A 19,278-nucleotide genomic window follows, 5' to 3' on the forward strand; every position below is an offset into this window, starting at 1 on the left:
CTTTGCATTGAAGGGTTGTAAATCTCCAGCACTTTCAAATTTCATTTGGAAATGGTGAGATTGGTCATGTCCTACGTACCCAATATCAAAACATTCGTGCGGGTTTACGACCTTGGCTCCATGTCAGCGGCGGGGCGCGATTTACGTATTTCGGCGGCGGTTACTAGCAGTCGCATTGCAGATTTGGAGCGCCATTTGGGAGTGCGGTTGTTCAACCGCACCACGCGCAGCCTAAGTCCGACCGAGCAGGGTGAGCTATTTTACAAGGGGGCAATCCGCATTCTCGATATGATTGAGGAGGTGGAGGGTTCGATTGCCGATGTGACGGACAGCCCGAAGGGCACGGTATTTGTTGCGGCTCCGTTGGGGCTTGGTAAAAAACTGATCGCGCCTTTGGTGCCAAGCTTCAAAGAGAACTATCCAGACGTAAATGTTCGCTTGCGCCTATCTGATCGCAAGGTCGATTTCACGGCAGAAGGCTTGGACGCGGCATTCGTGCTGGGTGAGTTGAAAGATTCTGAAATGCGGGTTCGGCCAGTCCATGAGTTCAAGCGGGTTTTGTGCGCCTCACCCGCCTATCTCGAACGACAAGGTGCGCCAACATCGCCAGAAGATTTGCCAAACCATCATTGTTTGTTGCTCCGCTTTCCCGGAGCTGAAGAATTCTTCTGGACTTTACAGGTGAATGGCCGCCGCCAACGCTATGACTTTTCAAGCCCGATGGAGTCGGACGATGGCGACGTGTTAACCGGTTGGGCTGTCGACGGCTGTGGTATTGTTAGCAAGACCCGCTTCGAGGTGAGCGAGCAGTTGGAGGACGGTCGATTGGTCGAAGTTCTGCCCGATACACCGCCGACATCAATCCCGTTTTCATGCGTCTTTCCGCACAAGCGATTGCAGGACCCGAAGACCCGATTGCTTATCGATCATATGATTGAAGGTTGCCAAAAACAGTTGGGTTAGCTGCCGCGGTAGGTGGAAAAGCTGAAAGGAGAGGCGAGCAGCGGCACATGATAATGGCTTGTCTCGTCGTCTATACCGAAGCGGATTGGCACCACATCGATGAAGGGGTGTTCGCTTTTGGGGGCTGATCCTTGGAAAAATGCGCCAATTTGGAAAACTAGCTCGTAATTTCCGCAAATAAGGTCGCCTTTTGCGATGAGTGGACTGTCGGTACGGCCGTCATCATTGGTGGTTTTGGTGACGATGTGCTCACGGGTCTCGCCATCCAATCGGTAGAGATCAATCGTGACATTGTGCGCAGGACAGCCGTTTGCCGTGTCTAGAATATGTGTCGTCAGAAAGCCTTGTTCGGCCATGGATGTCTCAATCGTCGATCGGGTGGTGCTGGTGCGTAATTTATAGGGCAAGAATGCCATGCGTGTCAGGCTTACAGTTCTTCAATAAATATTTGAAAGCGCTGACTGTTTTCTTCCTATAGGATGCATGAACTTTGATGCACGAGCAGGGAGAGCTCAGGTGCACTATCCACGAGATTTGCAGGGCTACGGTCCCAACCCGCCATCTGCGAATTGGCCCAATGGTGCCAAGATCGCTGTTCAGTTCGTGGTCAACTACGAAGAGGGCGGCGAGAACTGCACGCTTCACGGCGATGCTGGGTCTGAAGCGTTTCTATCAGAAATCGTTGGTGCCGCATCATGGCCGGGTCAGCGGCATTGGAACATGGAATCGATCTACGAATACGGCGCGCGCGCAGGTTTCTGGCGGCTGCATCGACTGTTCACAAGTTCCGCAATTCCTGTGACTGTATATGGTGTAGCGACGGCGCTGCACCGCTCACCCGCGCAAGTTGCAGCGATGCAAGAAGCTGGCTGGGAGATTGCGTCCCACGGCCTGAAATGGATCGAATACAAAGACTTTTCCCGCGAGCAAGAGCGCGAGTGGCTGGATGCAACGGTCAAGCTACATGAGGCGGTGACCGGCGAGCGGCCACGCGGCTGGTATCTGGGGCGTGCGAGCGAGAATACGGTTGATCTCGTGACCGAAGAAGGTGGCTTCGACTACATCTCGGACACCTATGATGACGACCTTCCATACTGGCGACGTCATGCAGATCGTTACCAGTTGATCATTCCCTACACGCTTGACTGTAACGATATGCGGTTCGCCACACCGCAAGGTTTCAACTCGGGCGACCAGTTCGAAGCCTATCTGCGCGATACGTTCGATACGCTTTATGCGGAAGGCGAGGCGGGTGCGCCTAAGATGATGTCGATCGGTTTGCATTGCCGTTTGGTAGGACGTCCGGGCAGGCTCGCGGCACTCAAGCGGTTTATCGATTACGCCAAGTCCCACTCTGATGTGTGGTTTGCTCGTCGTGTAGATATCGCAGAACATTGGGCTGTTGTTCATCCGCCGCAGCATCAGGCGGACCGTCCTTCTTTGATGGAGCGAGACGCTTTCGTTTCCACATTTGGCAGCGTGTTCGAACATTCTCCATGGATTGCTGAACGCGCTTGCGATGCTGGTCTGGGCGCTGCCAATGATACGGCTCAAGGGCTACATGCCGCCATGTCTGTGCAGTTCCGTTTGGCATCAGAAGACGAGCGGTTGGGTGTGTTGAACGCGCACCCTGATCTTGCCGGAAAGCTTGCTGCTGCAAACCGGTTGACCGAAGAAAGCACCAGCGAGCAGGCAAGCGCTGGTCTCGATTCTTTGACCGATGACGAGCGCGGTACCTTCACCGAATTGAACACGCGCTACACCGACGAGTTTGGCTTTCCCTTCATCATCGCGGTGAAGGGGCTGAGCAAGACCGACATTCTGCAAGCCTTCAACACCCGCATCAGTAATGACCGCCCGACCGAGTTCGCTACCGCCTGCAAACAGGTAGAGAAAATCGCCCGATTGCGGTTAGGAGATATGCTGCCATGACCCGCCACTACCACGTTCCACGTGGCGGTTTGCCACCGCAAACGGCGCTGATGGACGAGCGTGCGGTCTTTACAGATGCTTATGCGGTGCTGCCAGCATCAACGATGAGCGACATTACAACAAGCTTCCTTCCCAATTGGGAGAAGACGCGGCTGTGGGTTATCGCGCGCCCGATGTCCGGTTTTGCCGAAACGTTCTCGCACTACGTTATGGATGTTGCGCCCAGCGGTGGCAGTGAGCACCCGGAACCGGATACAGGTGCGGAAGCGGTCATCTTCGTCGTTGATGGAGAGTTGCGTCTCACTATTGATGGCGATACCCACATTATGCGCCCGGGCGGCTATGCGTTCATTCCGCCAGCCAGCGACTGGACTGCACAGAATCTGAGTTCGGAACCTGTTCGGTTCCACTGGATTCGCAAGCGATATGACGCTGTCGGCGGGCTAGATGTTCCCGAAGCATTTGTCGTCAACGAGAACGACATCGAACCAATAGCAATGCCGAATACTGAAGGCCGTTGGGCTACGACCCGTTTCGTAGATGCAGCCGACATGCGCCACGACATGCACGTCACTATCGTCACGTTCCAGCCGGGCGGGGTCATTCCGTTTCCTGAAACGCACGTGATGGAGCACGGGCTTTTCGTGCTGGAAGGCAAGGCTGCCTACAAACTCAATCAAGACTGGGTGGAAGTGGAGGCCGGTGACTTCATGTGGCTTCGCGCTTTTTGCCCGCAGGCTTGTTACGCGGGAGGCTCCGGCCCCTTCCGCTACCTTCTCTACAAAGACGTCAATCGCCATGCGCAGCTTGGAAGCTTCGTAAGGTAAAAACCAAAAACTGGGGGAATTCCAATGACTGCCAATTCATCACTCGGGACACCAGCGCAGCTGCGTGACCCGAACTACACGCCGCCGATGGCGCAAGCCATTCCGTTGGGCATCCAGCATGTGCTGGCGATGTTCGTTTCCAATGTCACGCCTGCGATTATCATTGCAGGTGCGGCTGGTTTCGGCTTCGGTTCCAATTCGCCGGACTTCCCGAACCTGATCTATATGATCCAGATGTCCATGCTGTTTGCCGGTGTCGCCACGTTGATGCAGACCATCGGTTTTGGCCCTGTCGGTGCCCGCCTGCCAATCGTGCAAGGCACATCGTTTGCTTTCATTCCCATCATGATCCCGCTCGTCGCGGGCAAGGGTGTCGATGCTATGGGCGCGCTGATGTGCGGCGTTATCGTGGGTGGTATTTTCCACGCGTTCCTTGGCCTGTTCATCGGTAAAATCCGCTTTGCGCTTCCGCCGCTCGTTACTGGCCTCGTTGTCACGATGATTGGTCTGGCTCTGGTGAAAGTCGGCATTCAATATGCGGCAGGCGGCGTGCCCGCGATGGTCTCGCTCAACAAAGCGATTGCTGCCGGTGGTGATTTGTCCGGTCAGGAATACGGTTCGCTGCTCAACTGGGGCATCGCGCTTCTGGTGGTCGTCGTGACGCTTGCCATCAAGTTCTTCACTCGCGGTATCCTGTCGGTTGCTGCAGTTTTGATCGGCCTGATCGTCGGCTACATCGTTGCTTACATGCTGGGCATGGTGTCCTTCGTAAATGTTGGTCGCGCTGCAGTTTTCGCTTTGCCTAACCCATTCCACTTTGGGTTTGAGTTCTCGGTCGCTGCCATCATCGGCTTCTGCCTGATGTCTTTCATCTCGGCTGTGGAAACTGTTGGCGATGTCTCCGGCATCACCAAGGGTGGCGCTGGTCGCGAAGCGACTTCTGAAGAAATTCAGGGCGCAACCTTTGCAGACGGCATCGGTACTTTCATCTCTGGTCTGTTCGGCGCGCTGCCCAACACATCGTTCTCTCAGAACGTTGGCCTGATCGCGATGACCGGTGTTATGTCCCGCACGGTTGTTACAATCGGTGCACTGTTCCTGATCGCTGCGGGCTTCTTCCCGAAAGTTGGCGCGGTCATCTCTTCGGTGCCAATCGAAGTGTTGGGCGGTGGCGTTATCGTCATGTTCGGCATGGTGGTTGCAGCCGGCATCTCGATGTTGTCCGACGTGGTTTGGAACCGCCGCAACATGGTGATCTTTGCGATTTCCATCTCGGTCGGTCTCGGCTTGCAATTGGAGCCTAACGCACTGTTCTTCGTGCCTGGTACGGCCAAAGTTCTGCTGACATCAGGTCTGCTGCCAGCTGCTTTCCTAGCTATCGTTTTGAACCTCATCTTGCCGGAAGATTTGGCTGATGAATCCACGGAAGAAGTATCCGGTGGCATGTCCGGTCAGGGAACCGGTTTGAAAAGCTAAGACTTCCCCACAAGAGAAACACACTTAAAAATGCAAAAGGCCCCGTCGCTTGCGGCGGGGCCTTTTGTCATAGCGGAAGGCCATCGCGTATCTGGAGATTTGGAGCTAAAAGCGTTGAACGCGCTGCAATGAACCAAGGACACAGCCATGACCATTTCCAGCATCGACCCGAACGGATTGTCCGAGTTTTCGGTCGTCTTTACCGAGCGCTCGCTCAACCATATGTCAAAGCGTTTTCAGGGCGCCATGAATGATATTTCTGCTGCACTGAAAGAGGTCTATCACGCTGATGGTGTAGCGCTGGTTCCCGGCGGGGGCACCTTTGGAATGGAAGCTGTGGCCCGACAGTTTGCTGGTAACCGCGATGTGCTGGTGGTCCGCAATGGCTGGTTCTCTTACCGCTGGTCGCAAATCATGGAGGCTGGCGATATCGCGTCGAAGGTCACTGTGCTGAAAGCGCAGCAGGTTGATAACGAGCAGCCACGTTCCTTTGCTCCACACCCCATCGAAGACGTGACGGCCCGCATTGCCGAAGAACGGCCAGCGGTCGTTTTCGCGCCCCACGTTGAAACCTCTGCAGGCGTCATGCTGCCGGACGAGTACATCACAGCGTTGGCCGATGCGGCACATGCTGTGGGCGGTTTGATGATTTTAGATTGTGTGGCGTCCGGTACGATCTGGATCGACATGGAGTCACTGGGTGTGGATGTGGTTATCAGTGCACCGCAAAAGGGCTGGAGCGCCTCGCCTTGCGCCGGTCTCGTGATGATGAGCCAGCGCGCTTTGGACACGATGGCGGACACAACAAGTTCCAGCTTCGCGGTCGACCTGAAGAAGTGGCACGACATCATGAAAGCCTACGAAAACGGTGGCCATGCTTATCATTCGACTATGCCCACCGATGCGCTTATCGCCTTTCGTGACGCCATAAATGAGACCCGTGCGTTTGGCTTTGATGTCGCTAAGCAACGTCAACTTGAGCTCGGTACGAAGGTGCGGGAGTTGCTTGCGGACCGCGGTTTTAAAAGTGTTGCCGCGCGTGGATACGAAGCGCCTGGCGTTGTCGTTTGCTACACTGGCGACCCATCAATGCAGAATGGATCGAAATTTGCAGCCAAGGGTATGCAGATCGCCGCCGGCGTTCCGCTGCAATGTGATGAACCTGAAGATTTCAGCACGTTCCGTCTCGGCCTGTTCGGGCTCGACAAACTCAAGGACGTCGATGGTACGGTCGCACGCCTAACTGCCACGCTTGATGCGGTGGTTGCAGAAACTGGAGAAGCAGCATGAGCAATATCGAACGCATCCACACGGGAGAGCGCAGCTCGAAGATCGTGAAGCATAATGGCACGGTATATCTGACAGGTCAGGTCGGCGGCACCGAGGGCGACATCACCGTGCAGACGCACGAAGTTTTTTCGCGGGTGGAAGCGTTGTTGAAAGAAGCCGGTTCATCAAAAGAGCAGATGCTCCAAGTCGAAATCTGGCTGGCCGACATGGCTGATTTCGCCGCGATGAATTTGGTGTGGAATGCCTGGGTGCCCGAAGGCCATGCTCCGGCACGCGCCTGCGGTCAGGTGCCAATGGCGCGGGCAGCGCTGAAGATCGAAGTGATCGTCACCGCTGCCTACGACTAGGCTTCTACCGCTTATAGTTCGACTTCGATCGCTTTGCCCTGCGCCTTGGCCAAGACAACGGCTGCTGATGCCACTGCGAGATCTTGAAGGCCGACGCCTGTGCCGTCGAACAATGTGATCTCATCATCCGACATACGGCCGGTATGGGTGCCGTTGATGACAGCGCCGATTGGAGTGATATCCGCTTCCTTGATCGAACCGTCTGCAATGGCGTGCTGGCATTCACCTATGGAGATGGACTGTGCGATCTCATCGGCAAACAGGGTTGCCTTGGCGATCAGATCGACGCCGACCTCCTGCTTACCTTTTGTATCTGTGCCCATGCAGGCAACGTGCGTGCCGGGGGCGACATGATCGCCCATCATTGTGGCGTCAAAGGATGAGGTGATCGTGATGATGACGTCCGCTTCCGTCATGCCGGAAAGCTCGACCGCCTCGAAAGGCAGGCCGGCCTCGGCAGCCACCTCTTCCAGATTTGGAAGCATTTCAGGGTGCAGGTTCCAGCCGATAACTTTTTCGAAATCGCGATGTTCAAGCGCTGTGCGGAGTTGGAACTTGGCCTGATGGCCAGCACCAATCATGCCCAATACCTTTGCGTCTTTTCTGGCCAAATGTTTGATTGAGACCGAAGATGCCGCAGCCGTTCGAAGGGCAGTTAGCAGATTGCCGCCGACCATTGCTGATACCTGACCGGTGTCCGGATCGAACAGGAACACCGTCGACTGATGGTTGATGATGCCCTTGGTATCAAGGTTGTTGGGCCAGTAGCCACCGGCTTTCAAACCCAATGACATGCCTGCCTTATCGAAGCCGCCCTTGAAGCCATAGAGCGCATCGACGTGGCCGATTGCTTCGCGGATAACCGGGAAGTTGTAGGCATCGCCTGATGCCATAGCGGCAAAGACGCTTTCGACCGCATCGAAGGCAGCCTCGCGTGTAACGAGACCACCGATTTCTTTTTCAGGCACGATAATCATTTGGCAGTCTCCATTCGGGAAGTTGAGGCAGGCTTAGTAGGCTTTGCCGCGTGCGGAGACGGGCCAGACGGTTTCCACCTTGCCGTTGCGCACGCCGACATACCAGTCGTGAACGTTGCAGGTCGGGTCGCAGTGACCGGGAACCAGCTTGAGTTTATCATTGACCTTCAAAACGCCATCGGGGTCTGCAACCACGCCATGCTCATCGGAGCATTTGACGTATTCGACGTCATCGCGCCCGAATATGAACGGCAGACCGGAGTCGACCGACTGTGCTTTCAGACCGGCATCAACGATAGCCTTGTCTGCCTTGGCGTGGCTCATCACTGATGTGAGAATGAACAGTGCGTTTTCCCATTCGCCTTTGTCGATGCGGTTGCCGTTTTCGTCGAGGATACGGCCGTAGTCAGCGTCCATAAAGGCGTAAGAGCCGCATTGTAGCTCGTTATAGACGCCGGAATTGCTTTCGAAATAGTAGGAACCTGTTCCACCGCCACCAACAATATCGCACTCGATGCCTTCGGCTTTTAGCGCGTCTACAGCGTCCTTTACCTGCGCGACTGCAACGGCGAGTTTCGCTTTGCGGTCCTCGAAGGAGTCCATGTGCTGCATGGCGCCCTGATAGGCCTGAATGCCTGCGAATTTTACGTTGTCCGCCGCCTCCAAAGCCTTGGCGATTTCAACGACGGCTTCCGTAGTGGTCACGCCGCAACGGCCTGCGCCACAATCGATTTCTACGAGACACTCGATCTGCGTGCCGTGCTTTTTGGCGGCTGCTGAAAGGTCGGCAACATTGTCGATATCATCAACGCAGCAAATGGCGCGTGCACCGAGTTTTGGCAGGCGGGCGAGGCGGTCGATTTTGTCGGGCTGACGCACCTGATTGGAGACCAGCACATCCTTGATCCCGCCGCGTGCAAAGACCTCGGCTTCCGAAACCTTCTGGCAGCAAACGCCGCAGGAGCCGCCGAGTTCTTCCTGCAACTTTTGGACGTCGACCGATTTGTGCATCTTGCCGTGGGACCGGTGGCGCATGCCGTGGGCTTTTGCGTAGTCGCCCATCTTCTTCACGTTGCGCTCCAGGGCGTCGAGGTCGAGTACAAGGCAAGGTGTGGCGATATCTTTTTCATCCATACCGACATGGGCTGGAACGTCGTAACCGACTTCAAAATCTGCTGCGTTGACGATGGCGTTCATAATTATGTTCCTTCTGATCGAATTGGGTGGGGCGTGCAGGGCGGACCTACATCCAAGGCAATTTCTTGAGATCGACGTTACCGCCCGTGATGACGACTCCGACGCGCTGACCTGCAAACAATTCGCGGTTCTTGATGATAGTGGCTAGTGGCACAGCGCAGCTTGGTTCGATGACGATCTTCATGCGCTGCCAAGTGAGGTACATCGCATCGATGATCTCCTGTTCCGACGCGAGCAGAATGTCGGTCACGTGGTTGCTGACAAAATGCCATGTGAGGTCTTTCAGTGGAACTTTCAGACCATCGGCAACTGTAACCGGCGCATCGTCTGCGATTATGTGACCTGCCTTGAACGAGCGATAGGCATCGTCCGCCTGCTCTGGTTCAGCAGCGTAAATCTTCGTACTAGGCGAGATATTGGACAGCGTCAGGCAGGTGCCAGAAATCATGCCCCCACCACCAATTGGGGCGATCACAGCATCAAGATCTTCAACCTGTTCATGGAGTTCTTTTGAACATGTTGCCTGCCCGGCAATGACGCGCGGGTCGTTGTAGGGGTGGACGAAATCTGCACCTGACTGTGCGACCACATCGGCAAACACCTTTTCGCGCGATGTTGTGCTGGGTTCGCATTCGACGACTGTCGCGCCGTAACCGCGCATTGCCTCTTTTTTCGCTTCCGGTGCGGTGCGCGGCACGACTACGGAGACGGGAATTCCGCGGCGCCCGGCAGCATAGCTGAGGCACAAGCCGTGATTGCCTGAAGAGTGGGTTGCTACACCTTTCGCAGCTTGAGCGTCTGACAGGCCGAAGACAGCGTTTGATGCGCCCCGTGCCTTGAAGGCACCTGCTTTTTGCAGGTTTTCGCATTTGAAGAACAGTTGGGCGCCCGTTAGCTCATTCATGAATTCGCTGGTCAAAACCGGCGTACGGTGAATGTGTGGCGCGATGCGTTCGTGGGCTGCAACGACGTCATCATAGGTTGGAATGATGTCAGGCGTGGTCATGCTGCTTTGTCCATAGGCTGTGCGGTGGCTACCGGGTTGTTGCGGTAATATTCCTGCGCGGCCGTTACCCCGGACCCGGCTTTGATGGGAAAGCCTAAGTCGAGCATCGTCATTTCTGCCGTGGAAAGTCCGGCGCACATCATGACATCAGTCAGCATGCCCAGATGGCCGATGCGGAAAAGCTTGCCTGAGACCTCACCGAGGCCGACACCAAAAGCGACGCCGTATTTTTCTGCGGCATGGGTAACGACTTTTGTGCCGTCGAAACCATCCGGCACCAACACAGCGCTGACCGTGTCCGAGTAGAGGTCAGGAGACGTTGCGCAGAGCTTCAAGCACCATGCGTTGACGGCTTCCCGCACGCCCTGCGCCAAACGTGCATGACGGGCGAAAACAGCGTCAAGTCCTTCTGACTCCAGCATGGCGATCGCATGATCGAGACCACGGATAAGCTGCACCGGCGGCGTGTAGGGAAAACTGCCATTTCCGTTTGCTGTCAACATGTCTCGGAAGTCGAAGAAGGTGCGAGGCAGCTTTGCGGTTTCCATCGCTGCAATAGCTTTTTGGCTGATGCCAAGAATTGCGAGGCCCGGAGGCAACATGAAACCCTTCTGCGAGCCGGCGATGGCGAGGTCGACCCCCCATTCATCCATTCGGAAGTCCATGGACGCGATGGAACTAACGCCATCGACCATCAGAAGGGCTGGGTGTTTGGCCTTGTTCATCACAGCGCGCACCGCACTGATGTCTGACTTTACGCCCGTTGCTGTTTCATTGTGTGTGGCTAGCACTGCTTTGATTGCATGGCCCGTGTCACCTTCAAGGGCAGCAGCGTAAGCATTCAGCGGAACGCCATCGCCCCAGTTGGCTTCCGCTACGATGACATTGAGGCCGTGGCGTTCACACATGTCGATCCAGCGGTGGGAGAACATGCCCCAACAGCCGACAAGCACTTTGTCCCCCGGCGACAATGTGTTGCTGATCGCTGCTTCCCAAGCACCTGTTCCGGTCGATGGGAAGACCAGTGCCTCGCCGTCTGTCGTTTTCAAAATGCGCTTCACACCGGCAATTGCGGGCGCAAGCATTTCATCAAACACGCTGGAGCGGTGGTCGATGGTGCCAAAATCAATGACACGCCGCAGCTCGTCAGGGATATTTGTAGGGCCTGGAATGAACACCGGGTTCTGCATGGACATGGACACCACCTAAAATATGAAATATATTTTCAAAACGAGAATGAACTGAACTTAGGCGTTGCGCAATTTTTTCGTTTGCTGTGTTCATAACTTGAATGACTTCTATAAAATATCTAAAAATCAATGGCTTGTTGTTTTTCAATCGAGCGAGCTGTGTTTCATTTTTCGTAAAAAATGTTTGCGGAACAGCTTGGAAGCAATTTCTCAGGGAATGAAAATGGATATTGAGGCACGCAAGCGTGGGCGTCCGCGGTTGTTTGAAGGACGCGATGAAGACAAGGTCGTACGTGCTTTGGACAAGGGCTTGGTGGTGCTTCGGGTAATTTCTGAAAGCGACGGCTTGTCTCTTTCAGAAATTGCCGAAACCAGCGAGGTGTCGGCTCCAACAGCCTATCGGTCGCTCATCACCATGCAGATGCACGGTCTTGTCGCCTTTGATGATCACACGCAGTTGTGGCGCATCGACGTTGAAGCGTTTCGTGTTGGAAGCGCCTTTCTTTCCAATAGCGCCGTTTCAGAACAGGCGCGTCCCGTCATGCAGCGATTGATGGAAAGTACCGGTGAGACGTCTAATTTGGGCATTTTGTCCGATAGGGAAGTGGTGTTCCTCAGTCAGGCTGAGACTCACGAACCCATTCGAGCCTTTTTCCGCCCCGGAACACGCAGTCCTGTTCATACGTCCGGTATCGGTAAGGCTCTTTTGGCCTTTCGTCCCCGTGAAGAAGCGCAGCGGCTGGCCGAGCAGCTGGATATGAAGCCCTTTACCGACAACACTATTTGCAGCGCGGATGACCTGATGAAGGCTGTCGATGAGATGGTGGCGCAGGGTTTTGCGGTTGATGATGAGGAGCGGACGCTGGGCATGCGTTGTGTGGCTGCTCCCATCTTCAATAGTTTTGGCGAAGCGGTTGCGGCCATCTCGACATCAGGCCCCAGCGTTCGTGTGACGAAGGATCGGGTATTGGCTTTGGGCAAGCAGGTGCGTGCTGCTGCAGATGAGATCAGCCGCAACATTGCGGGGCGGATTGTAGATTTCTCCTGAGTGGGCGTTCTACCGACTGGATTCAGATCGTTGCTGTTAGTGGGGCTGCGTCAATAAAGTTTGACAATTTTCTGTATTGAACGCCTGACAACGCCTTTACTTTTCCAGATGCCTCGTGCCACATTTTTGAAACTGGATTTATATGATCCAGTATTTTAATGTGCTGGTGCACGTGAGAATCCGCGTGCGTCTGGATAACAGGGTTATGATGAATTCTGCTTCAGCCGAACGGACCAAACCTGCCGCTTTGTCAGTGCCTGCGGAGCTTACAAATGTCGTCGTTCGTCCCGCCTGCTTTTCTCATGTCGTTCAAAAAACTACTGAGCACTTTCAGCCAACAGAACAGCAGCTTGTGACGATTGACCGGCTGCGCTGGTTGGCAATGCGGGCTTGTCTGCGCGGGCACGAGGACTTGGAACGCGCCTGCTTCTTGCTCGTTGGCAGTAAAAGCGAAAGCTTTGAGCGGTTCGGCCTTTTGTTCTTTGGCGCGTTGCGACGGCATTCCCGTCACGGTCTTGCTTTCCACCGGCCAGGTGCAAAGAGCCTGGGGCCAGACGAAGTGTGGGTTTTGCGGTTGTTAGAACAAGCACATGACACTGCCATGTTGTCGCGGATGGTGGCTTGGCACGTTGAAAAGCCAGCCCAACGCTGGTTCCGCTTTCTTGCTGCTGGTCTCGCGCGTCTGGCGTGAAGCGTGATTTCCCGATCGTCGGGCTGGTATTCCCGCGATCGTTGATTTATCTAATCTAGAAGAATTCTAAACTAGGAGATTCCCCCATGAGCCTTGTTGCTGCAAAAATGGAACCGGCTGCTAAAGCTGCAATCATCGAAGGCCTGACACAGGCGCTGGCGGAAACCGCTGTAACAACTGTAAAGGCGCAGAATTTCCACTGGAACGTGACCGGTATGGGCTTTGGTCCGCTGCACGCGCTGTTTCAGGAAATCTACGAAGATCACTTCATCGGTCAGGACACATTGGCCGAGCGCATTAAAGCTCTGGACGGCCATGCCGAGGGCCGTATGGCGAAATGGCTGGAGCGTTCCGCTGTTGAAGAGCATGATGGATACGCCACGGCTGAAGAGATGATTGCCGATATGGTAGCTGCACAGGAAACGCTGTCTTCTACGATGTCGGCTCTGTGCTCCGTTTCCGATGAGCATAGCGACTGGGCGACAAACGATCTGGCTACAAGCCGTGTGGACACCCACGACAAGTTTGCATGGATACTGCGCGTACACCTGCGCGGAAATCCGGTAGACAATTCCGGTAAATAAGTTTCGGTTCGGCTGCTCGTTCTACGGGCCGCTCAAGTGACTTCAGGTCTTTTCGCTGCCCGGACCGTCCAACGGTTCGGGCAGTTTTAGTTTCTCCAACGGATTGGGAACATCTTTCTTGGCGCATTTGCGCGAATAGATCCGCACCCATCGTTCCAGCCTGTTGCTATCGTTCTTGCTGTCTTGCTCCTTCAAGCGGCTGATCAAGGCTTCAAGGAATGGTCTGCGCTCTTCTTTGCCAGACAGTTTTTTGAAACGCTTCTTCTCTTTTTTCAGCATTCCGCAGCCTTTGCAGAACCCGCCATCAGGATATTTGCACACGTCGATGCACGGACTTGGCGCGTCGCGCCATCTGCGCTTGGTGCGATCTTTTTTGACGCTCATGTTGCAGGTTGCCCAATTCTTAATGGGATTTTTAGGTCTAACCTGATCTGGCAACAGGCGGCTCTCAGCACAAGCGCAGATTGGAAATTTTCTAAAATTGGATTATTGAACTCCTATAAAAAACTGAATAGGAGTTTTCTTGTCCATTTTAACGGAGAATGCTCCCTATGACCTCCAAAGCCCTACGTAATGCCACGCTTGCCGCACTTGTTGGCGCTGCATCTTTCGCCACTCCGTCCTACGCTGAAGGCGAGTTGAACCTCTATTCCTCGCGTCACTACGACACTGATGAGCGTCTGTATTCTGACTTCACTGCCCAGACGGGCATCACAATCAACCGTATCGAAGGCAAGGCCGACGAGCTGATAGAGCGCATGAAAGCGGAAGGCGCCAACAGCCCTGCTGATGTGCTTTTGACGGTCGACACGACACGTCTGGAGCGGGCTAAAACGGCTGGTGTTCTTCAGTCGACAGAGTCAGCTGTTCTTGAAGAGCGTATTCCTGCAAACCTGCAGGATGCTGATAACCAGTGGTTCGGCTTCTCCCAGCGCGCCCGTATCTTCTTCTATGACAAAGCTGATGTGACAGAGCCACCGCAGACCTACGTCGCGCTGGCTGACCCGAAGTATAAAGGCCAGGTTTGCCATCGTTCTTCGACCAACGTGTACACCCAGACGCTTCTGTCTGCTGTGATCGAAAACCACGGCGCGGAGGCTGCAAAGGCATGGGCACAGGGGGTTGTCGACAATTTCGCCCGTGAACCACAGGGCGGTGATACCGACCAGCTTCGCGGTCTTGTGTCAGGCGAGTGCGATATCTCGGTCTCCAACACATACTACTTTGCCCGTTCGATCCGTAAGGATGTGAAAGGCTTGCCTGCCGATGCGCGCGAAAACATCGGTTTCGTGTTTCCCAAGATGACTGAGACCGCCGGTGCACACGTCAATCTGTCTGGTGGTGGTGTTGCCAAGAATTCGCCGAACAAGGCCAATGCGGTGAAATTTCTTGAATATCTCGCATCCGATAGCGCCCAGCAGTATTTCTCCGCTGGTAACGATGAGTACCCGGCTGTGAGCACGGTCGCATTGAGCGACTCCGTCAAACAGCTTGGTACCTTGGAAGCAGACCCCGTCGATCTGTCCAAGGTAGCTCAGAACCTCGAAGAGGCTCAGAAAATCTTTGCGGCTGTTGGCTGGAAGTAGTCGCTTCCAAAGCTGAATTGATTAAGGGCGCGGCTATTGTCGCGTCCTTTTTCGTAGTCGTTTACGTTTGGTGCGGGGCGGTGGATGTCCTTGCAATCAGTGTCACTTCCGCCTCCGTAGAACGCGGTTTTGGCGGTCCGCCAGTTTCGCTCATTCGTACCAGCGTTTGCGCGCCCAGCTGACCGATCCGGCGCGCTGGAAGTCGAACGGTTGAAAGGGCAGGTTCCATATCTGCAGCTCCACGGAAGTCACCGATACCAACAACCGATATGTCGTGAGGCACCGACAGGCCTGAAGCGATACAAGCGTAAATAACGCCCTGTGCGATTACGTCATTGGCACAGATCACTGCGCTGGGGCGGTCTTTTACAAAGAGCTTCGTTGCTAGTTTCTTTGCCTCGCCCACATCGTAGGGGCATTCGAAAATGCGTTTCTCACCAAACTCAAGGCCTCGTTTTGCAGCTGCTGTCATAGCGCCTGCAAGCCGGTCGCGGGCGCGGTCGTTTCGACCGGTTTTCGGGAAAAGGAGGATCGGGTCGGTATGGCCTAAATCGAGGATATGCTCAGCGACGAGGGAACCGGCTTTGAAGTTATCAGCACCGATACAGGGTATGGTACTGTCTGCACGATAGTTCCAAAGCGACAGAACGGGTATCTGTCGCTGTGCGAGAAATTCCAGTGGCACGTCATCATGATCGAAACCGACCAGCGCAATGCCGTCGATACGACGCTCCACCAATGCGTGAACGATGGCGACCTCTTTCGACAGATCGTAGTCATGCGTGGCGATGAGCATGGTGCGGCCCTGCGCCTGCAATGCCGTTGAAAAAGCATCAGCAAGCTCTGCAAAAATCGCGTTATCGATGGTCGGCAACACCAACCCAATAGTCCCGGAAAATCGGTTGCGCATAGTGCCGGACGATCGTTCGCGCACGTAGCCGATTTCGCCAGCGGCTTTCAAAATGCTTTGCCTTGTCTCCGGACGCAGCATGTCCGGTGTCATAAAGGCACGGGACACTGTGGCGGGGGACACGCCTGCGCGGATCGCCACATCCACCACACCCGGCGCGCCCTTGCGTGATCTGTATCGCTTCATGGACGCAACATGAACTGTAATGAAAACATTTGCATCACTATTTTCATTGCATAGTCTGGCCCAAATCGTTGTTGCTTGGGAGGGTGCTTCGGGTTTGGAATTTCTGGGTTACTTTGGCGGTGTGTTTGAGCCGATCGCATTCATGTTGCTGATTGGCGGCACGATTGGCGGTTTGATTTTAGGTGCGACGCCCGGTCTGTCGCCGACTATGGCCGTAGCTTTGCTGATCCCGTTCACGTTCCAACTTACCCCCACGCAGGGCCTTATTTTGCTAGGCGCAGCCTATACCTCGACCGTGGCGGGTGGTGCCGTTTCCGCGATCCTTTTAAAAATCCCCGGTGCTCCGGCAAACATTGCAACTGCACTCGATGGCAACGCCATGGCGGTGAAGGGAGAGGGAGCGAGAGCGCTGCATCTGTCTTTTCTGTCGTCAGGTATCGGTGGTGTGATCGGGGTGTTGCTTCTGATCTTCCTGACGCCGGTTCTCGCGAAGTGGGCATTGGCTTTCGGGCCGAGCCACCTCTTTTGGATTGCAATTTTGGGTGTCACCGTCATCGGTTCACTCGATTCAAAAAGTTTCGTGAAAGGGCTGCTGTCCGGTTGTATTGGTCTGTGGCTCTCGACAATCGGCTATGACGATATTCAGGGGGCTGAACGCTTCATCTTCTTCGATGCGCTTGAGGGCGGTATTCATATTATCCCCGCATTGATCGGCCTGTTCGCCATTCCGCAGGTGATGGAGATGCTGGCCAAGGGCCGCAATCAAACGCTGATCGAACAGATCGACGTGCCGCCACACGCTTTTTCAGACAGCGCACGTGAGATCGGTAAATCCGGAAAGGCGCTTACGATTGGTACCGTGATTGGCTCAATCGTTGGCCTTATTCCTGGTGTCGGTGGACAGATTGCCGGCCTCGTCGCTTATGACCAGAGCCGCAAGATGTCGAAGACGCCGGAGAAGTTTGGTACTGGTCATGCGGAAGGTGTGATTGCTGCTGAAAGCGCGAACAACGCGATGGTTGGACCATCACTGGTTCCACTGCTGACATTGTCCATTCCCGGTTCACCTACGGCAGCAGTACTTCTCGGCGGGTTACTGATCCATGGCATTTTCCCGGGGTCAGACATTTTCACCAAACACCCTGAAGTTGTTTGGACCTTCATCAACTCCATGTTGCTGGGTCAGATTTTGATGGTTGTCTTCGGCATTGCTACTGCGGCCTACGCTGCGAAGATTGCCCGTGCTCCGGTGCCTATCATGGCCGCGGGGGTCACGGTGCTTGCGGTCTTCGGTGCGTACTCAGTTCAACAATCCATGGGTGATGTGCACATCATGTTTGCGCTGGGTGTCGGCATGTATGTCTTACAGAAATTTGGTTTCTCTGCCGCCCCTCTGGTGCTGGGCCTTATTCTCGGACCGCTTGCGGGTGACTACTTCGTAAACGGCTCAATGATCGCTGCCGCGCAGGATGGACCTTGGGTCTATTTCTTCACCGGTGCTCTCAACATTGTGCTGATCATGCTCGTGTTGGCATCTGTCGCTTATTCGTTCTGGTCCAACATGCTGCAGGGACGGTCTGCCCCGGAACAGTTGAAGTCAGAGGCCGCAGAATGACCTCATCACGCGCTCAACATGTCGTTCCGGCAGGCGTCGTTTTAGCTCTGGCCATACTCGTGGCGTGGCTATCGTTCACGCAGGAGCCAGCGGATTCGTTCTTGTTCCCGCGGATCATTTCAGTCTTTTTCGTAGCGCTCGCTATCTGGAACTTTGCCCGCGCAGCACTTGGCATGGCAAAGGTCGGTGGCGGTATTGATATGGGTACGGCTGGCCGCATTTTTCCCGGCCTGATCATCATGTCCGTCACGGTTTTTTGGGCGGCCAAAGCGTTAGGCTTCTACGTTGCTTGCACGCTCGCGTTTTTCCTTATTTTTTCGCTCTACGACCCTGCGCCGCACAGCCAGCTTGGCTCATGGTTGCGTCGTATTGTTGTGACGGTTGCTTTTATGGCCGTCATTTATGCTCTCTTTGCCATGCTGCTTCAGGTGCAAACGCCACGCGGCATTTTTCTGTGATTCAACCGGGAGACTAGACACATGAAACACATCCTCACCACTGCGCTTTTGAGCGCTGCAATGCTGGCAAGCCCTGCGCTTGCCGAAGGCTATCCGGACCGACCAATTGGTGTCGGCGTATCTTACGGCGCTGGCGGCGCGACGGACTTTCAGGCCCGTATCGTCACCATGACGGCAGGCAATGAAGATGCGCTGGGCCAGCCCATGTACATCATCAACAAACCGGGTGCCGGTGGTCGCAAGGGCTGGAACTGGTTTGCTACGGAAGCTGAAGCCGACGGCTACATGACATCCGCCTACAACGTGCCTCACTTCATCGCGCAATCGATCAAGGGCGGCGTAAAATATTCGGTCGATAGCTTTGAGCCCATCGCCAACTGGGGTGCTGACCCTGCCGTTGTGATTGTCGGTAAGGACTCCGAGTTCAACAGCGTCGGTGACATGATTACGTTTGCCAAGGCGAACCCGGGTAAGGTTACCACGTCCGGTGCAGGCTTGTTTGTCGGCCATCACATTGCTGCGCTGCAGATTGAAAGAGCGTGCGAGTGCAAGCTGGCTTACATCCCCACAAAGGGCGGCGGTGCGGCAGCTATGAAGGCTGTGATCGCTGGTGAAACAATGGCCGGGATCAACAACCTGTCCGACGCCTATCGTGCTGCACAGGCCGGCAACGTGAAAATTCTTGGCGTTGCTGACCTTGAGCGCAATGCGGAATTCTTGCCGGATGTGCCGACGCTCAAGGAAGCAGGCCTCGACGTCGATAACGCATCGGTCAATTTCCGCGGCCTGATGGTGCCTAAAGGCACGCCGCAGGATGTGATCGACAAGCTGGCGGCTGCGGTGCCGGCAATGTTCCAGAACAAACGGGTCATGGGGCGCATGAAAGCGGGTGGTTCGCCCATGAAGGTTATGTCTCGCGAGGAGGTCCAGAAAATGTGGGCTGCTCGCCAGGAAAGCCTGAAAGAACTGCTCGCGGGGCTTTAGTGAGCCTTATT

20 protein-coding genes are annotated in these 19,278 nt (G+C 55.0%); 13 read left to right on the forward strand and 7 right to left on the reverse strand.

What is annotated here, in order from left to right:
- Positions 1-66: 66 nt before the first annotated feature.
- Positions 67-963, forward strand: a complete 897-nt coding sequence (locus R2A130_RS08240; protein ID WP_040305489.1) for a LysR family transcriptional regulator — start codon at positions 67-69, stop codon at positions 961-963.
- Here the strand turns inward: R2A130_RS08240 and uraH are convergent.
- A complete protein-coding gene (gene uraH, locus R2A130_RS08245; RefSeq protein ID WP_009464590.1) occupies positions 960-1,319 on the reverse strand; it encodes a hydroxyisourate hydrolase in 360 nt (119 codons plus the stop codon). The two genes, R2A130_RS08240 and uraH, sit on opposite strands and share 4 nt — an antisense overlap.
- 160 nt (positions 1,320-1,479) lie before the next feature.
- Between uraH and puuE the strand changes: the two genes are divergently transcribed.
- From puuE to R2A130_RS08270, 5 genes are all read left to right on the forward strand, one after another.
- A complete protein-coding gene (puuE, locus tag R2A130_RS08250; RefSeq protein ID WP_009464591.1) occupies positions 1,480-2,895 on the forward strand; it encodes an allantoinase PuuE in 1,416 nt (471 codons plus the stop codon).
- Complete coding sequence (locus R2A130_RS08255; protein ID WP_009464592.1) at positions 2,892-3,722, forward strand: bifunctional allantoicase/(S)-ureidoglycine aminohydrolase; 831 nt, start codon at positions 2,892-2,894, stop codon at positions 3,720-3,722. Before puuE ends, R2A130_RS08255 begins: the two co-directional genes overlap by 4 nt.
- A gap of 24 nt (positions 3,723-3,746) precedes the next feature.
- Positions 3,747-5,198, forward strand: a complete 1,452-nt coding sequence (locus tag R2A130_RS08260; RefSeq protein WP_009464593.1) for a uracil-xanthine permease family protein — start codon at positions 3,747-3,749, stop codon at positions 5,196-5,198.
- Positions 5,199-5,345: 147 nt separating this feature from the next.
- Positions 5,346-6,488 (forward strand): aminotransferase class V-fold PLP-dependent enzyme, encoded by a 1,143-nt coding sequence (locus R2A130_RS08265; protein ID WP_009464594.1) that lies wholly within the window; start codon positions 5,346-5,348, stop codon positions 6,486-6,488.
- The gene (locus R2A130_RS08270; RefSeq protein WP_009464595.1) at positions 6,485-6,835 is read left to right on the forward strand and encodes a RidA family protein; all 351 of its coding nucleotides are present in this window, start codon (positions 6,485-6,487) and stop codon (positions 6,833-6,835) included. The genes R2A130_RS08265 and R2A130_RS08270 overlap by 4 nt, the downstream gene beginning before the upstream one ends.
- An 11-nt stretch (positions 6,836-6,846) precedes the next feature.
- On the opposite strand, the gene bhcD is transcribed toward R2A130_RS08270, so the two are convergent.
- Genes bhcD through bhcA form a run of 4 tightly spaced genes read right to left on the reverse strand, consistent with a single transcriptional unit; the run spans position 6,847 to position 11,211 of the window.
- Positions 6,847-7,812, reverse strand: a complete 966-nt coding sequence (bhcD, locus tag R2A130_RS08275) for an iminosuccinate reductase BhcD (protein WP_009464596.1) — start codon at positions 7,810-7,812, stop codon at positions 6,847-6,849.
- A gap of 33 nt (positions 7,813-7,845) precedes the next feature.
- Positions 7,846-9,009, reverse strand: a complete 1,164-nt coding sequence (gene bhcC, locus R2A130_RS08280) for a 3-hydroxy-D-aspartate aldolase BhcC (RefSeq protein ID WP_009464597.1) — start codon at positions 9,007-9,009, stop codon at positions 7,846-7,848.
- A gap of 46 nt (positions 9,010-9,055) precedes the next feature.
- Positions 9,056-10,015 carry a beta-hydroxyaspartate dehydratase BhcB gene (gene bhcB / locus R2A130_RS08285; protein WP_009464598.1) on the reverse strand — a complete coding sequence of 320 codons (960 nt, stop codon included), beginning with the start codon at positions 10,013-10,015 and terminating at the stop codon, positions 9,056-9,058.
- Positions 10,012-11,211: an L-aspartate--glyoxylate aminotransferase BhcA gene (bhcA, locus tag R2A130_RS08290; RefSeq protein WP_009464599.1), complete on the reverse strand. Its 1,200-nt coding sequence runs from the start codon at positions 11,209-11,211 to the stop codon at positions 10,012-10,014. Before bhcA ends, bhcB begins: the two co-directional genes overlap by 4 nt.
- A 91-nt stretch (positions 11,212-11,302) precedes the next feature.
- On the opposite strand from bhcA, the gene bhcR reads away from it, so the two are divergent.
- The 3 genes from bhcR to R2A130_RS08305 all read left to right on the forward strand — a co-directional run bounded on the left by bhcR (position 11,303) and on the right by R2A130_RS08305 (position 13,528).
- A complete protein-coding gene (gene bhcR / locus R2A130_RS08295) occupies positions 11,303-12,253 on the forward strand; it encodes an HTH-type transcriptional regulator BhcR (protein ID WP_198008684.1) in 951 nt (316 codons plus the stop codon).
- A gap of 142 nt (positions 12,254-12,395) precedes the next feature.
- Entirely contained in the window at positions 12,396-12,944 is a 549-nt protein-coding gene (locus R2A130_RS08300; protein WP_156798454.1) for a hypothetical protein, read from the forward strand.
- An 86-nt stretch (positions 12,945-13,030) separates the two neighbouring features.
- Positions 13,031-13,528, forward strand: a complete 498-nt coding sequence (locus tag R2A130_RS08305) for a Dps family protein (protein WP_009464602.1) — start codon at positions 13,031-13,033, stop codon at positions 13,526-13,528.
- 42 nt (positions 13,529-13,570) lie between these two features.
- On the opposite strand, the gene R2A130_RS08310 is transcribed toward R2A130_RS08305, so the two are convergent.
- Positions 13,571-13,912, reverse strand: a complete 342-nt coding sequence (locus R2A130_RS08310) for a DUF1289 domain-containing protein (RefSeq protein WP_009464603.1) — start codon at positions 13,910-13,912, stop codon at positions 13,571-13,573.
- A gap of 167 nt (positions 13,913-14,079) precedes the next feature.
- On the opposite strand from R2A130_RS08310, the gene R2A130_RS08315 reads away from it, so the two are divergent.
- A complete protein-coding gene (locus R2A130_RS08315) occupies positions 14,080-15,114 on the forward strand; it encodes a Fe(3+) ABC transporter substrate-binding protein (RefSeq protein WP_009464604.1) in 1,035 nt (344 codons plus the stop codon).
- A 61-nt stretch (positions 15,115-15,175) separates the two neighbouring features.
- Here R2A130_RS08315 and R2A130_RS08320 read toward each other — a convergent pair whose 3' ends face one another.
- The gene (locus tag R2A130_RS08320; protein ID WP_009464605.1) at positions 15,176-16,210 is read right to left on the reverse strand and encodes a substrate-binding domain-containing protein; all 1,035 of its coding nucleotides are present in this window, start codon (positions 16,208-16,210) and stop codon (positions 15,176-15,178) included.
- A gap of 19 nt (positions 16,211-16,229) precedes the next feature.
- Here R2A130_RS08320 and R2A130_RS08325 point away from each other — a divergent pair, with 19 nt between their 5' ends.
- From R2A130_RS08325 to R2A130_RS08335, 3 genes are read left to right on the forward strand one after another with little or no spacing between them, the layout of a single operon-like run.
- A complete protein-coding gene (locus R2A130_RS08325) occupies positions 16,230-17,825 on the forward strand; it encodes a tripartite tricarboxylate transporter permease (RefSeq protein ID WP_211098034.1) in 1,596 nt (531 codons plus the stop codon).
- On the forward strand, positions 17,822-18,283 hold the full coding sequence (locus R2A130_RS08330) for a tripartite tricarboxylate transporter TctB family protein (RefSeq protein WP_009464607.1): 462 nt from the start codon (positions 17,822-17,824) through the stop codon (positions 18,281-18,283). Before R2A130_RS08325 ends, R2A130_RS08330 begins: the two co-directional genes overlap by 4 nt.
- 21 nt (positions 18,284-18,304) lie before the next feature.
- Positions 18,305-19,267 carry a tripartite tricarboxylate transporter substrate binding protein gene (locus R2A130_RS08335; protein WP_009464608.1) on the forward strand — a complete coding sequence of 321 codons (963 nt, stop codon included), beginning with the start codon at positions 18,305-18,307 and terminating at the stop codon, positions 19,265-19,267.
- The last annotated feature ends 11 nt before the right edge of the window (positions 19,268-19,278 follow it).

This window comes from Ahrensia sp. R2A130, assembly GCF_000179775.1.
GTDB lineage: Bacteria > Pseudomonadota > Alphaproteobacteria > Rhizobiales > Rhizobiaceae > Pseudahrensia.

What these genes read in the sequence shown, in the direction of transcription:
- R2A130_RS08240 (WP_040305489.1), top strand. Translation starts at nt 67, where the DNA reads ATGTCCTACGTACCCAATATCAAAACATTCGTGCGGGTTTACGACCTT.
- uraH (WP_009464590.1), bottom strand. Translation starts at nt 1,319, where the DNA reads ATGGCCGAACAAGGCTTTCTGACGACACATATTCTAGACACGGCAAAC.
- R2A130_RS08255 (WP_009464592.1), top strand. Translation starts at nt 2,892, where the DNA reads ATGACCCGCCACTACCACGTTCCACGTGGCGGTTTGCCACCGCAAACG.
- R2A130_RS08260 (WP_009464593.1), top strand. Translation starts at nt 3,747, where the DNA reads ATGACTGCCAATTCATCACTCGGGACACCAGCGCAGCTGCGTGACCCG.
- R2A130_RS08265 (WP_009464594.1), top strand. Translation starts at nt 5,346, where the DNA reads ATGACCATTTCCAGCATCGACCCGAACGGATTGTCCGAGTTTTCGGTC.
- R2A130_RS08270 (WP_009464595.1), top strand. Translation starts at nt 6,485, where the DNA reads ATGAGCAATATCGAACGCATCCACACGGGAGAGCGCAGCTCGAAGATC.
- bhcD (WP_009464596.1), bottom strand. Translation starts at nt 7,812, where the DNA reads ATGATTATCGTGCCTGAAAAAGAAATCGGTGGTCTCGTTACACGCGAG.
- bhcC (WP_009464597.1), bottom strand. Translation starts at nt 9,009, where the DNA reads ATGAACGCCATCGTCAACGCAGCAGATTTTGAAGTCGGTTACGACGTT.
- bhcB (WP_009464598.1), bottom strand. Translation starts at nt 10,015, where the DNA reads ATGACCACGCCTGACATCATTCCAACCTATGATGACGTCGTTGCAGCC.
- bhcA (WP_009464599.1), bottom strand. Translation starts at nt 11,211, where the DNA reads ATGTCCATGCAGAACCCGGTGTTCATTCCAGGCCCTACAAATATCCCT.
- R2A130_RS08300 (WP_156798454.1), top strand. Translation starts at nt 12,396, where the DNA reads ATGATCCAGTATTTTAATGTGCTGGTGCACGTGAGAATCCGCGTGCGT.
- R2A130_RS08305 (WP_009464602.1), top strand. Translation starts at nt 13,031, where the DNA reads ATGAGCCTTGTTGCTGCAAAAATGGAACCGGCTGCTAAAGCTGCAATC.
- R2A130_RS08310 (WP_009464603.1), bottom strand. Translation starts at nt 13,912, where the DNA reads ATGAGCGTCAAAAAAGATCGCACCAAGCGCAGATGGCGCGACGCGCCA.
- R2A130_RS08315 (WP_009464604.1), top strand. Translation starts at nt 14,080, where the DNA reads ATGACCTCCAAAGCCCTACGTAATGCCACGCTTGCCGCACTTGTTGGC.
- R2A130_RS08320 (WP_009464605.1), bottom strand. Translation starts at nt 16,210, where the DNA reads ATGAAGCGATACAGATCACGCAAGGGCGCGCCGGGTGTGGTGGATGTG.
- R2A130_RS08325 (WP_211098034.1), top strand. Translation starts at nt 16,230, where the DNA reads ATGAAAACATTTGCATCACTATTTTCATTGCATAGTCTGGCCCAAATC.
- R2A130_RS08330 (WP_009464607.1), top strand. Translation starts at nt 17,822, where the DNA reads ATGACCTCATCACGCGCTCAACATGTCGTTCCGGCAGGCGTCGTTTTA.
- R2A130_RS08335 (WP_009464608.1), top strand. Translation starts at nt 18,305, where the DNA reads ATGAAACACATCCTCACCACTGCGCTTTTGAGCGCTGCAATGCTGGCA.